A 13,478-nucleotide genomic window follows, 5' to 3' on the forward strand; every position below is an offset into this window, starting at 1 on the left:
CGTGCACAGGCTCGTACGATTCGCCGAACGCTTTCCGTAACACGGAGAAAACCTGAAACGCGCTCACCACGGCAACAATCCAGCCAGCATCCGCATGCATGATCCGAGGAGCCCGATCCCATGCCCGAGACCAGCAGAACGAGCCAGGTGACCGACCGGCCACCGGTGGGCGGCGCGGCCGCCAACCCCGTGGACCGGTTCTTCCGGATCACCGCCCGGGGCTCGTCGTTCGCCCGCGAGATACGCGGCGGCTTCGCCACGTTCTTCACCATGGCCTACATCCTCGTGCTCAACCCGATCATCCTGGGTAGCGCGAAGGACAAATTCGGTCATCAGCTGGACGGGCCCGAACTGGTCACCGCCACCGCACTGGTGGCCGCCGTGATGACCGTGATCATGGGCGTCGGCGGAAACCTTCCGCTCGCGCTGGCCGCGGGTCTCGGCCTGAACGCCGTCGTCGCGTTCCAGATAGCCCCGCTGATGAGCTGGCCCGACGCGATGGGCCTCGTGGTCCTCGAGGGCCTGCTCATCTGCGTCCTGGTCGTCACCGGGCTGCGCGAGGCGATCATGCATGCCATTCCGCAGCCGTTGAAGCAGGCGATCAGTGTCGGCATCGGTCTGTTCATCGCCTTCATCGGCTTCGTCGACGCCGGGTTCGTCAGCCGTATCCCGGACGCCGCGAGCACCACCGTGCCGGTTCAGCTCGGCGGCACCGGCACGCTCGCCGGCTGGCCGATCCTCGTCTTCTGCCTCGGTGTGCTGCTGACCATCGGGCTGCTGGCGCGCAAGGTCAAGGGCGCGATCCTCATCAGCATCGTCGCGATGACCATGCTCGCCATCGTCATCAACGCGGTCGCGGACGTGAAGAGCTGGGGCCTCACCACGCCCAAGCTGCCCGACGACGTCTTCTCCGCCCCGCACTTCGGACTGCTCGGCGAATTCAGCCTCTTCGGTTCCTTCGGCGAGGTCAGCGTCATCACCGTGGTCCTGCTGCTGTTCACGCTCATCCTGTCGGACTTCTTCGACACGATGGGGACCGTCGTCGGCATCAGCGCCGAGGCCGGACTGCTCGACAAGGACGGCAAGGTGCCCAACCTCGGCCGCGTCCTGCTCATCGACGGTGCCGCGGCGGTCGCGGGCGGCGCGGCCTCCGCGTCCTCCAGCACCTCGTACATCGAGTCCGCCGCAGGCGTCGGCGAGGGTGCCCGCACCGGCTTCGCCAACCTGATCACGGGTGGCCTGTTCGCGCTGGCGCTGTTCCTGACGCCGGTGCTCACGATCGTCCCGCTGCAGGCGGCGGCCCCCGCGCTCGTCGCGGTCGGCTTCCTGATGATGACGCAGGTCAAGCACATCGACTGGGACCGCTACGACGTTGCGATCCCCGCGTTCCTGACCATGGCGGTCATGCCGTTCACGTACTCCATCACCAACGGCATCGGCGCCGGCTTCGTCGCGTACGTCGTCATCAAGACGGTCCTGGGCAAGGCCCGCGAGGTGCACTGGCTGCTGTGGGGCGCCTCGGCCCTGTTCCTGGTGTATTTCGCGATCGACCCGCTGGAGCAGCTGCTCGGCGTGAAGTGACGCCGCTGCCGCTGTGGGCAATCGTGCCGCTGGGGCGGTGGGGGTACCTCCCATGCCCTTAAGGCAATGGGGGAGGGTGGGCACAGCGGCACCCCGCGTTGTCGGGCAAGGTGCGTGAAGAGGGCCGCCCCCCGGGGGACTGGGGGCGGCCCTCGCCTGTGGGGTGGCGGCTCAGCTCCGCAGCGCGGCCTGCATCATCGCCTTCGCGATCGGCGCCGCCAGCCCGTTGCCGCTGACCTCCGAGCGGGCCGCGTCCGACGACTCGACGATCACGGCGACCGCGACCTCCTTGCCGCTGCTGTTGTCCTTCGCGTACGACGTGAACCAGGCGTACGGCGTCTTGCTGTTGTTCTCGCCGTGCTGCGCCGTACCGGTCTTGCCGCCCACCGTCGCGCCGCTGATCTGCGCATTGGTGCCGGTGCCCTGCTCGACGACCGTGACCATCGCCGACTGCAGCTGCTCGGCCGTCGACGAGCTGACGATCCGCTTGGTGTCCGTGCTGTCGTCGTAGTCCCGCAGCACATTGCCGTCGGCGTCGCTGATCTGCGACACCATGTGCGGCGACACCATCTCGCCGCCGTTCGCTATCGCGGCCGACACCATCGCCATCTGCAGCGGGGTCGCGGTGACGTCGAACTGCCCGATTCCCGACAGGCCCGTCTGCGCCTTGTCCATGTCCGACGGATAGACGCTCGCGTACGCCCGCACCGGCACGTCCAGCTCCGTGTCGTTGAAGCCGAACTTCTCAGCCATCGCCTTCACCTTGTCCTGGCCCAGGTCGACGGCCATCTTCGCGAAGACGTTGTTGCACGAGTACTGCAGGGCGGTGCGGATCGTGGCGTTCTCGCAGGGGGCCGACGTGCTCTCGTTCTTCAGCACCGTGGTCGTGCCGGGCAGTGTGTAGGGGTTCGGGCTGTCCGTTCTGGTGTCCACCGACGAGTACAGGCCGTCCTCGAGCGCCGTGGCCGCGACGACCAGCTTGAACGTCGAGCCGGGCGGCAGCGGCTGGCGCAGCGCACGGTTCGTCATCGGCTTGTCGCTGTCCTTGGTCAGCGCGCTCCACGCCGCGGAGTCGGTGGTCCCGCTGATCTCCGACGGGTCGTACGACGGCGTCGAGACCATGCCGAGGATCTTCCCGGTGGTCGGATCGATGGCGACGGCCGCGCCTTTCTTGCCGCCGAGCGCGTCGTACGCGGCCTTCTGCACGTCCGGGTCGATGGTGGTGACGACGTCGCCGGGATCGGCGCGCTTGCCCGTGACCGTGTCGACCGGGTTCTTCAGCCGGGTGTCCTTGCCGTCGAGCAGATCCTGGTAGATCCCCTCGAGCTGCGTCGCGCCGTACACCTGCGAGCTGTAGCCCGTCACCGCCGCGTACAGCTTGCCGTCCTTGTACGTGCGCTCGTACGCGAGGTCGCTGCCCGTTGTGCGCTTCGAGCCGGTGATGGCGTCACCGGCCACGATGATGTCGCCCAGCGGGTACGCGTACTTCTCGATCGCTGTCCGCCGGTTGTTCTTGTTGTCCGCGAGGGCCTGGCCTTCGTAGAACTGCACCCATGTCGCCCTGACCAGCAGGGCGAGCACGAGGAGCAGGCTGAAGACCGAAGCGCGCCTGATCGTCTTGTTCATGCCGCACAGAAGGACGAGCGGAGTGGAGCAGATGTTCCCCGTGAGTCCCCTTAAGCCCGGTTTCTCAGGGACTTCTCATACTGTGATCAAGGCCTCATACGCTGTCGGAACGACCGGCCGACGCCCGGTCAGAGCCGCCGTGTCGCCATCGTCAGCCGGTCGCGGGCGTCGAACAGCGCGTCCTTGACCATCTGCTCGTGGGCCGTGGTCAGCCGGGCCACCGGGACCGAGCAGCTGATCGCGTCGCGCGCGGGAGTGCGGTAGGGGACCGCGACGCCGAAGCACCGCAGGCCGAGCGTGTTCTCCTCGCGGTCCACCGCGAAGCCCTGCTCACGGATCTGGTGCAGCTCCTCGATGAGCTTCTCGCGGTCGGTGATCGTGTGCTCGGTGAGCGCAGGCAGCGTCTCCGGCAGCAGCTTGCGCACCTGCTCGTCGGTGTGCGTGGCCAGCAGCGCCTTGCCGAGGGACGTCGAGTGGGCGGGCAGACGGCGGCCGACGCGGGTGAAGGGGCGCAGATAGTGCTGCGACTGGCGCGTGGCGAGGTAGACGACGTTCGTACCGTCGAGGCGCGCCAGGTGGATCGTCTCCGTCGTGTCGTCGGAGAGCCGGTCCAGCGTCGGGCGGGCGGCCGCCACGACCTCGTCGCCGTCGATGTACGACGTGCCGACGAGGAGGGCGCGCACGCCGATGCCGTACCGCGTGCCCGTCGCGTCCGTCTCGACCCAGCCCAGGTCGACCAGCGTGCGCAGCAGCATGTAGAGGCTGGACTTGGGGTAGCCGACGGCTTCCTGGACGGAGGCCAGCGAGTGCATTCCGGGGCGGCCGGCGAAGTACTCCAGCAATTCCACGGTGCGCACCGCGGACTTGACCTGCGACCCGCCGCCCGTCTCGCCTGCCGACATCGCCCTTGACCCCTTCGTTCGCCGGGAAATAGTCTCCGAGACAAAGTTCATCATCAGAGACAGCGTTCAGCATATCGAACAGCCCTGGTGAGTGGCACAAGAACTGCGGCATTACATCAGGAAGGGATCCACGGTGGCAGCAGCACCAGTCTGGAGTGTCGACCCCCGAACCGGGAAGCAGCGCGAGCAGGTTGCGGTGGAGGCCACAGCCCAGGAGGTGGACCAGGCCGTCCGTGCCGCGCACGCCGCCCGCGGAGCCCTCGCCGACCGCACCGTGCGCGCCGCCTTCCTGCGGACCGCGGCGGACCTCCTCGAAGGCGCCAAGGACCAGCTCGTCGAGGCCGCCGACGCCGAGACCGCGCTCGGCCCGGTCCGGCTCACCGGCGAGCTCGCCCGCACCTGCTTCCAGCTGCGGGCCTTCGCCGGCATCGTCGACGAGGGCGCCTTCCTCGGCGTCGTCATCGACCACCCCGACGACACCGCGACCCCGCCCATCCCGGACCTGCGCCGCTACAAGGTGCCGCTGGGTGTCGTCGCCGTCTACTCGGCGTCGAACTTCCCCTTCGCCTTCTCCGTGCCGGGCGGCGACACCGCGAGCGCGCTCGCCGCGGGCTGCCCGGTCGTCGTCAAGGCGCACCCCGACCACCCGGCGACCTCCGAGCTGGTCGCCGCGGTGCTGCGCCGGGCCGCCGCCGAGCACGGCATCCCCGAGGGCGTCCTCGGCCTGGTCCACGGCTTCGAGGCGGGCGTCGAGCTCGTCAAGCACCCGCTGATCGCGGCCGCCGGCTTCACCGGTTCCGTACGCGGCGGCCGCGCCCTGTTCGACGCGGCGGCGGCCCGCCCCGTGCCGATCCCGTTCCACGGCGAGCTCGGCTCCCTCAACCCGGTCGTGATCACCGAGGCCGCGGCCGCCGAGCGCGCCGAGCAGATCGGCACCGGCCTCGCCGGGTCGATGACGCTGGGCGTCGGCCAGTTCTGCGTCAAGCCCGGCCTGGTCCTCGCACCCGCCGGCACCGAGGGCGACCGCCTGGTGAAGTCGCTGACCGAGGCCGTCAGCAACGTCGACGCGGGCGTGCTGCTCGACCACCGCATGCGCGACAACTTCGTCGCGGGCGTCCGCGAGCGCGCCGAACTGCCCGACGTGGACGCCCCGGTGACCCCCGGCGCGGGCGGGGAGCACACCGTCGCACCCGGCTTCCTCACCGTCCCCGCCGCCAAGCTGGCCGCCGAGGGCGAGCACGACATCCTCCTGGAGGAGTGCTTCGGCCCGGTCACGATCGTCGCCCGCTACGAGGACGACGCGGAGGTCACCGCCGTGCTGTCCCGGCTGCCCGGCAACCTGACGGCGACCGTCCACCTCTCATCGGAGGAGGTCGCCGGGCAGGGCAACGGCGCGGAGATCCTCGCCGAGCTCACCCCGCTCGCCGGGCGCGTGCTCGTCAACGGCTGGCCGACCGGTGTCGCGGTCGCGCCCGCCCAGCACCACGGCGGTCCCTACCCGGCGACCACGTCCACCTCCACCTCGGTGGGCGGCACCGCCATCGAGCGCTGGCTGCGCCCGGTCACGTACCAGACGACGCCCGAGGCGCTGCTCCCGCCCGAGCTGCGCGACGACAACCCGCTGGGGCTGCCGCGCCGGTTCAACGGGCACATGGAGCTCTGAAGACGCACCCGGCACATCCCCCGACAGGTGGGCGGGACGCCCCGCCCACCTGCGACACTGTGGCGATGGATTTCGAACTTCCCGAACTCCCGTTCCCGCTGCGTACCTATGGCCCCGACGGCCACTGGTCGTACGAGGACGGGGCGCTCACCGGCTGGGCGGGAGCCCGCCAGGACCGGTTCGTTCCCCCCACGGGCGAGGCACTGGACCCCGCCTCCGACGCGCCCCGGCTGCTGGGCGCGCCGGAGGGGGACTTCCAGCTGATCGCCCAGGTCACGGTCGGTTTCGCGGCGGCCTTCGACGCGGGCGTGCTGTACGTGCACGTCGGCGAGCGGGCCTGGGCGAAGCTCTGCCTGGAGCGTTCGCCCGACCTGCCCACCGTGTGCACGGTGGTGACCCGGGGCCACTCCGACGACGCCAACTCCTTCGTCGTGGACGGCAGCAGCGTCTGGCTCCGCGTCAGCCGCACCGGCAGGGCGTTCGCCTTCCATGCGTCGAGAGACGGCAAGGAGTGGACCTTCATCCGCCTCTTCACACTCGGCGACGCCGAGGCGTCGGGCGCCGCCCTCGTCGGCTTCATGGCGCAGTCGCCCGTGGGGGAGGGGTGCGTGGCCGTCTTCGACGACATCGAGTTCCGGCCCAACTGGCCGCAGGGGCTGCGGGACGGCAGCTGACACCCGTGGGGCACTGCCGCCGCCCGCGACCGGCGACGCAGTGCTCCGTTCTTACGGGTTACGACGCCGTCCCCGGGCGGAGACGCAGCGTCGCGACGGCTGTCGCGCCCAGCAACCCCGCGCTGATCAGCAGGCTGATCCTCATCCCTGCCAGGAATCCGCCCGACGCGCCGTCCGACACGAGTGTCCCGAAGGCGGCGATGCCAAGGCCGCCCGCCACCTGCCGGGCCGAGTTGAGGACGCCCGCGGCAAGCCCCGCGCGCTCCGCGGGCACGACGTCCATCATCGCGGCGGTCAGCGGCGGGACGGTCAGTGCGCACCCCAGTGCGAGCGGCACCAGCAGGAACGCCAGCACCGGACCGGGCGTGTGCGCGTCGACGCCCAGCACCAGCAGCAGCCCGGCCACGGCCAGCACCTGGCCGAGGAGCATCGGCAACCGCGGACCGAAACGGCCCGCCAGCTTGCCCGCGACGATGTTCGTCACCGCGATCAGCCCGGTCATCGGCAGGAACATCAGCCCGGCGTTCAGCGCCGAACGCCCCTGTACCTGCTGGAAGAAGAGCGAGAAGACGAACACCATGCTGTAGAACGCCACGCTGACCGCCGCGCCCGCGGCGACCGTGACGGCCACCGTGCGGTTGCGGAACAGGCCGAGCGGTACGACGGGGTGCGGCTGCCGCACCTCGATCCCCAGGAACGCCGCGGCCGCCGCCACCGCGACCACGAGCGCGACCAGGCCCGCCGTACCGCCCTCACCGCCCTCGATGACCGCGAACGTCAGTGCGGTGAGCGCCACCACCGCCGCCAGCTGACCCGGCAGGTCCAGCGGGGCCGGGCGGCGCTGCGAACGCGGGGCGCGGACGAGCAGCGCGAGCGCCACGGCGCCCAGCGGCAGGTTGACGAAGAAGATGCCGCGCCAGTCCCATGCCGTGGTGAGCGCGCCGCCCGCGACCGGGCCCAGCGCCACGGCCGCCGAACCGCCCGCGGCCCAGGCCGCCACGGCGCGCGCCCGCTTCTTCGGATCCGTGTAGGCCTGCCGTACCAGCGCGAGCGAGGCGGGCAGCATCACCGCCGCCGCCACACCCTGCACGACCCGCGAGGCGATCAGCACCGGCAGCGAGGGGGCCAGACCGCACGCGGCCGACGCCAACGTGAACACCGCGACGCCGATCGCATACGCACGGGTGGCGCCGGCCCGGTCCGAGAACGCGCCGGTGGACAGCATCAGCGCCGCGAACGCCAGCGTGTACGCGTCCACGACCCACTGCAGCCCGGACATGCCGCCGCCCAGGGCGCCGCCGATCGCCGGGAGCGCCACGTTCACGACCGAGGCGTCCAGCGTGATCAACGCGAAGCCGAGGAGAGCGGCGGTGAGGGTGAGGCCGGGGGAGGAACGGTGAGAGACGCCGGGGTGGCCGGGGTCGCCGGCTTCCCCCGAGGTGGTCGAACGAGGAGTGTGCGTAACGGAGTTCGTTGACATGCCCCCCAGCGTCTCGAGCCGCGAGCGCATACAGTAGTGGCCTGAATGCCATACACCCGGAGGTTCTGGCCATGCCTGTCGCGCAGCAGTCCTCGCCGGGTTCGCCGCGGTCCCGGCGACCCGGCCGGGCGCACCGTATCGCCGTGATCGCGCCATCACCGGTGTCGATGTTCAACCTGGCGATCCCCGAGATGCTCTTCGGGAAGGTCGAGGTGGACGGGCGGCCCGGATACGAGGTGACGGTGTGCACCCCGGAGCCCGGACCCATCACCACGACGGGCGGGCTCGGCCTGCACGTGGACCGGGGACTCGACGCCCTGAAAGAGGCGGACACCGTGCTCGTCGCGGGGACCGGACACCGCTACGAGCCCGACCCGGGGACCGTGGAAGCGGTGCGCGAGGCCGCGGCGGACGGCCGCCGCATCGCCTCCATCTGCAGCGGCGCGTTCGTACTGGCGGAGGCGGGACTGCTCGACGGACGCAGCGCCACCACCTACTGGGAGCTCGCCGAGGAGCTGCGCCAGCGCTATCCGGCGCTCGACCTCAAGGGCGACGTCCTCTACGTCCAGGACGGGCAGATCATGACCTCGTCCGGGTACGCCGCCGGGATCGACCTGTGCCTGCACATCATCCGCACCGACTACGGTGCCGCGATCGCCAACCAGGTGGCCCGGAGCGCCCTCGTCGCGCCCGTGCGGCCCGGTGGCCAGACCCAGTTCACGCAGACCCCGCTGCCGCCGGAGCGCGGCAACGCGTGCGCCGACACCCGGGGGTGGGCGATGCGCAACCTCGACAAGCCCCTCACGCTCACGGACCTCGCCCGCCACGCGGGCGTCTCCGTGCGGACCCTCACCCGCCGCTTCCACGCCGAGAGCGGCGTGAGCCCCCTGCAGTGGCTGCTGCACCAGCGCATCGAGCGCGCGAAAGAACTCCTCGAGACGACGGCCCTCCCCCTGGACCAGGTGGCCCGGGCCTGCGGCCTCGGCACGGCGGACTCCCTCCGCGGCCATCTCGTCCGCCGGACGGGACTCACGCCGAGCGCGTACCGGGCCCAGTTCAGCCGCCTCGGAACCGCTGCGGCCCCCAGTACGTCCTCCGCCGCATGATCAGAACACACGGGACCGCCGGCTCCCTCGAGATCAGGGCCGCCCTGCCCGCCGAGGCGGCGGCCGTCGCCGAGCTGCATGTGCGCGCCCGCGCCACGTACTACCCGGACGGCCTCCCGGACGACGGCGTCGACTGGCGCGCCGTCTGGCGCGAGGTCATCGACCGCCCCGACGGCCATGTGCTGTGCGCGGTGCGTGACGGCCGTCTGGCGGCCATCGCCTCCTTCCGCACGCCCGAAGGCGCCCCCGCCGACACGGTGAAGCTCTTCCAGTTCCACGTCGACCCCGACCACTGGCGCAGCGGCATAGGCACCGAGCTGCACGCCGTCTGCGTCGAGCAGTGGCGCGCCGACGACAGGCGGACAGCCGTCCTCGACGTGCACGTCGACAACAAGCGCGCCCAGGCGTTCTACGCCCACCAGGGCTGGCTCCCCGACCCGGAGAACCCGCCGGCCGAGGGCGACCACCACCTGTTCCTGCGGTTTTCGGTGGTGGGGGAATGAGCGTGGCTGCTTGAACGTTCATCTATGGCTGCGGAGGGCGTCTCCGTAGCCGTACGAGTGGAGAGAAGCCGAAGGCATGCGCGTCGAGATCTGGTCGGACATCGCTTGTCCCTGGTGTTATGTCGGAAAAGCTCGATTCGAGAAGGCGCTCGAAGCCTTCCCGCACCACGACGAGGTCGAGGTGGTGCACCGCTCCTTCGAACTCGACCCCCACCGCGCCAAGGGCGACACCGAGCCCGTCCTCGGGATGCTCACCAAGAAGTACGGAATGAGCGAGGCGCAGGCGCAGGCCGGTGAGCACAACCTGGGCACGCAAGCCGCGGCCGAGGGCCTCGCGTACCGCACCGAGGGCCGCGACCACGGCAACACCTTCGACATGCACCGGCTGCTGCACCTCGCCAAGGAGCAGGGCAGGCAGGACGGGCTGATCAACCTGCTGTACCAGGCGAACTTCGCCGATGAGCGATCCGTCTTCGACGACGACGAGCGCCTCGTGGAGCTGGCGGTGGCCGCCGGCCTGGACGCGGACGAGGCGCGTGCCGTGCTCGCCGACCCGGCCCGGTACGCCGACGAGGTGCGTGCGGACGAGCGCGAGGCCGCCGAACTGGGCGCGAACGGCGTCCCGTTCTTCGTCCTCGACCGCAGGTACGGCGTCTCCGGCGCCCAGCCCGCAGAGGTCTTCGCCCAGGCGCTCGAGCAGGCCTGGAGCAGCCGCGCGCCGCTGACGACGATCGCCGCGGCCACGGACGGGGACGGCGAGGCGTGCGGGCCTGACGGCTGCGCCGTGCCGCAGCGGTAACGGCATCGCTGCGCTCGCCCGCAGGCCGGTCCCCGCCATGCCGTACTGGCGTTCGAGGGGGAGTTGAACGGGGCCCGGCTGCGGGTGGGCGGCGTGGTGAACGGTTACGATCTCGGGCACCGTCGCCGAGATGAGGAGCGTTCCCTTGTCCGAACCGCGCCTGGGTGTGGCCATCGTGACCATGGGCAACCGGCCCAAGGAGGTCGACGCGCTCCTTGAGGCGGTGGCCAAGCAGGACGTGCAGCCGTCCCGGATCGTGGTGGTGGGCAACGGCTCCCCGCTCCCCGACTTCCCCGGCGACGTGACCGTGAACGAGCTGGACGACAACCTCGGCTGCCCCGGCGGACGGAACGTCGCCATCTCCAGGCTGCGCGAGTTCGGGGACGTCGACGTCGTCATCGAGCTCGACGACGACGGGCTGCTGGTCGACGCCGATGTCTTCCGCACCGTCCAGCAGCTGTTCGCGAGCGACCCGCGCCTCGGGATCGTCGGCTTCCGCATCGCCGACGAGAACGGCGAGACCCAGCGCCGCCATGTGCCGCGCCTGAGGGCCAAGGACCCGATGCGCCGCGGCCTGGTGACCGCGTTCCTCGGCGGCGGGCACGCCTTCGCGATGCCGATGCTCGACGAGATCGGCGACTGGCCGGCGGACTTCTTCTTCTGCCACGAGGAGACGGATCTCGCCTGGCGGGCCCTCGACGCGGGCTGGAAGATCCTCTACGAGCCCGAGCTGCTCCTCCAGCACCCGAAGACCTCACCCGCCCGGCACGCGGTCTACCACCGCATGACCGCCCGCAACCGCGTCTGGCTGGCGCGGCGCCGCCTTCCCCACCCGCTCATCCCCGTCTACCTGGGCACCTGGACCCTGCTCACCCTGGCCCGCACCCGGTCGTTGGGCGGTCTGCGGGCCTGGGCGGGCGGCTTCGCCGAGGGCGTACGCACTCCGTGCGGCGGGCGGCGGCCCATGCGGTGGACCACCGTGTGGCGGATGACCCGTCTGGGGCGCCCGCCGGTCATCTAGCGGGGCGGGTCACCGGTCCAGCGCAGATCAGCGGGCAAACATAAGGAATCCTTAGTGGTTCCCCTAAGAGAAACCCGATGGACCACGGGTTGGAGGGGGCGGCACAGTGGCCTCATGGAGACTCTCGCCGGCAGCCTTGCCGCCACCGAGTTCGCGCCCCGTACGACGTATCTGAACACCGCGAGCACCGGGCTCCTCCCGGCTCGTACCGTCGCCGCCATGCAGCAGGCCGTGGAGTCCGTCGCGGAGGGCAGGCCGGGCGACATGTTCGCGGACGTGGAGGCCGCGCGCGCCTCCTTCGCCCGGCTGGCGGGTGTTCCGGTGAGCCGGGTCGCGGCCGGGGCGTCCGTCGCCGTCTACAGCGGGCTCATCGCCGCCTCGCTGCCCGAGGGCGCCGAAGTCCTCACCGCCGAAGCCGACTTCAGCTCCGTCGTCAACCCGTTCCACACCCGCCGGGACCTGAAGGTGCGCGCCGTGCCGTTGGAGGGCCTCGCCGAGGCCGTGCGCCCGGGCACGGCGCTCGTCGCCGTGAGCGCCGCGCAGTCCGCCGACGGCCGGATCGCCGACCTGCCCGCGATCCGGGCGGCCGCGCGGGCACACGGCGCGCGGACGTACGTCGACGTGTCCCAGGCCGCCGGCTGGCTGCCCCTCGACGCGGACGCCGACGACTTCACCTCCGCCGTCACCTACAAGTGGCTCGTCTGCCCGCGCGGCGTCGGCTTCCTCGTCGTTCCGGAGGACTTCGGCGGCCTGACCCCGGTCTTCGCGTCCTGGGTCGCGGGCGAGCATCCGTGGGACAGCTGCTACGGGCCCGTCGAGGAACTCGCCCACTCCGGGCGCCGCTTCGACGAGAGCCCCAGCCTCTTCTCGTACGCCGGTGCCCGGCACTCGTTGGCGCTGGTCGAGGAGATCGGCGTGGAGGCGGTGCGCGCCCACGACCTCGCGCTCGCCGACCGGTTCCGCGCCGGTCTCGCCTCGCTGGGGCACGAGCCGGTGCCCGCGCCCAGGTCGCCCATCGTCTCCGTCCCCGGACTCGGCCGACTGCAGCCGGAGCTCAGCCGCGCCGGCATCGAGGTCTCCGACCGGGCCGGCAATCTGCGGGCCGCCTTCCACATCTACAACTCGGCGGCGGATGTCGACCGGTTGCTGGACGCCTTGTCCGGCTGACCCACTGGATGACATGAAGGGCTCGGCACCCCAAGGGGTGCCGAGCCCTTCATGCACTACGCCGTCACTTCACCGGAGTGAAGTCCCGCGCGCCAATGAACTCCGGCCGCCGTACCGGCGCCGCGAACGGCTCCACCGCCGCGTTCTCCACGCTGTTGAACACGATGAAGACGTTGCTGCGCGGATACGGGGTGATGTTGTCGCCCGAGCCGTGCATGCAGTTGCAGTCGAACCACGTCGCCGAGCCCGCCGGGCCGGTGAACAGCCGGATGCCGTGCCGGTCGGCGAACTTCGTCAGGGCCTCGTCCGACGGGGTGCCCGCGTCCTGCATCTGCAGCGACTTCTTGTAGTTGTCCTCCGGCGTCGCGCCCGCGCAGCCGAGGAACGTCCGGTGCGAACCCGGCATGATCATCAGGCCGCCGTTGGTGGCGAAGTTCTCGGTCAGCGCGATCGAGACGGACACGGTCCGCATGTTCGGCAGACCGTCTTCGGCGTGCCAGGTCTCGAAGTCCGAGTGCCAGTAGAAGCCGGACGCGCCGAATCCGGGCTTGAGGTTGATCCGCGACTGGTGGACGTACACGTCCGAGCCCAGGATCTGCCGGGCGCGACCCACCACCCGCTCGTCGCGCACCAGGCCCGCGAAGACCTCGCTGATCCGGTGCACCTCGAAGACGGAACGGATCTCCTGCGACTTCGGCTCCACGATCGACCGCTCGTCGGCACGCACCGCCGGGTCGGCGATCAGCCGGTCCAGCTCGGCCCGGTAGAGGGCGACCTCGTCGGGCCTGATCAGCTGCTCGACGGGCAGGAAGCCGTCACGCTCGTACGACTCGAGGTCGGCCGGCGCGATCGGCCCCGGGGCGTCCGGCGCCGACCAGACGACCGGGTCCTGCCGGGGGACCGCCACCTCCGAGGCGCCACGGGTCGGGTACAGGTCGGTGATGGTGGTCATGGGC

The 13,478-nt window shown here is 71.0% G+C and carries 12 protein-coding genes; 8 read left to right on the top strand and 4 right to left on the bottom strand.

Annotated features, from left to right (window positions below; translation table 11 throughout):
* The first annotated feature begins 120 nt into the window (after positions 1-120).
* On the top strand, positions 121-1,581 hold the full coding sequence (locus ACWD4J_RS03085; protein ID WP_451393488.1) for an NCS2 family permease: 1,461 nt from the start codon (positions 121-123) through the stop codon (positions 1,579-1,581).
* A gap of 171 nt (positions 1,582-1,752) precedes the next feature.
* Here ACWD4J_RS03085 and ACWD4J_RS03090 read toward each other — a convergent pair whose 3' ends face one another.
* Positions 1,753-3,207, bottom strand: a complete 1,455-nt coding sequence (locus ACWD4J_RS03090; RefSeq protein WP_451393489.1) for a peptidoglycan D,D-transpeptidase FtsI family protein — start codon at positions 3,205-3,207, stop codon at positions 1,753-1,755.
* 128 nt (positions 3,208-3,335) lie between these two features.
* Entirely contained in the window at positions 3,336-4,109 is a 774-nt protein-coding gene (locus ACWD4J_RS03095; protein WP_451393490.1) for an IclR family transcriptional regulator, read from the bottom strand.
* Between the two features lie 133 nt (positions 4,110-4,242).
* On the opposite strand from ACWD4J_RS03095, the gene ACWD4J_RS03100 reads away from it, so the two are divergent.
* Positions 4,243-5,772 (top strand): aldehyde dehydrogenase (NADP(+)), encoded by a 1,530-nt coding sequence (locus ACWD4J_RS03100; protein ID WP_451393491.1) that lies wholly within the window; start codon positions 4,243-4,245, stop codon positions 5,770-5,772.
* A gap of 65 nt (positions 5,773-5,837) precedes the next feature.
* A complete protein-coding gene (locus ACWD4J_RS03105; protein ID WP_451393492.1) occupies positions 5,838-6,446 on the top strand; it encodes a DUF1349 domain-containing protein in 609 nt (202 codons plus the stop codon).
* Positions 6,447-6,504: 58 nt separating this feature from the next.
* On the opposite strand, the gene ACWD4J_RS03110 is transcribed toward ACWD4J_RS03105, so the two are convergent.
* On the bottom strand, positions 6,505-7,926 hold the full coding sequence (locus ACWD4J_RS03110; protein WP_451393493.1) for an MFS transporter: 1,422 nt from the start codon (positions 7,924-7,926) through the stop codon (positions 6,505-6,507).
* Between the two features lie 71 nt (positions 7,927-7,997).
* Between ACWD4J_RS03110 and ACWD4J_RS03115 the strand changes: the two genes are divergently transcribed.
* The 5 genes from ACWD4J_RS03115 (at position 7,998) to ACWD4J_RS03135 (ending at position 12,522) form a co-directional block, all read left to right on the top strand.
* Positions 7,998-9,032, top strand: coding sequence for a GlxA family transcriptional regulator (locus ACWD4J_RS03115; RefSeq protein WP_451393494.1), 1,035 nt, complete (start codon positions 7,998-8,000; stop codon positions 9,030-9,032).
* The gene (locus ACWD4J_RS03120; RefSeq protein ID WP_451393495.1) at positions 9,029-9,535 is read left to right on the top strand and encodes an N-acetyltransferase family protein; all 507 of its coding nucleotides are present in this window, start codon (positions 9,029-9,031) and stop codon (positions 9,533-9,535) included. Before ACWD4J_RS03115 ends, ACWD4J_RS03120 begins: the two co-directional genes overlap by 4 nt.
* A 76-nt stretch (positions 9,536-9,611) precedes the next feature.
* Positions 9,612-10,334: a DsbA family oxidoreductase gene (locus ACWD4J_RS03125; protein WP_451393496.1), complete on the top strand. Its 723-nt coding sequence runs from the start codon at positions 9,612-9,614 to the stop codon at positions 10,332-10,334.
* A gap of 145 nt (positions 10,335-10,479) precedes the next feature.
* Positions 10,480-11,355 carry a glycosyltransferase family 2 protein gene (locus tag ACWD4J_RS03130; protein WP_451393497.1) on the top strand — a complete coding sequence of 292 codons (876 nt, stop codon included), beginning with the start codon at positions 10,480-10,482 and terminating at the stop codon, positions 11,353-11,355.
* Between the two features lie 114 nt (positions 11,356-11,469).
* Positions 11,470-12,522, top strand: a complete 1,053-nt coding sequence (locus ACWD4J_RS03135; protein WP_451393498.1) for an aminotransferase class V-fold PLP-dependent enzyme — start codon at positions 11,470-11,472, stop codon at positions 12,520-12,522.
* 64 nt (positions 12,523-12,586) lie between these two features.
* On the opposite strand, the gene thpD is transcribed toward ACWD4J_RS03135, so the two are convergent.
* Entirely contained in the window at positions 12,587-13,474 is an 888-nt protein-coding gene (gene thpD, locus ACWD4J_RS03140) for an ectoine hydroxylase (protein WP_451393499.1), read from the bottom strand.
* Positions 13,475-13,478 lie beyond the last annotated feature (4 nt).

This window comes from Streptomyces sp. NPDC002577 (assembly GCF_053594815.1).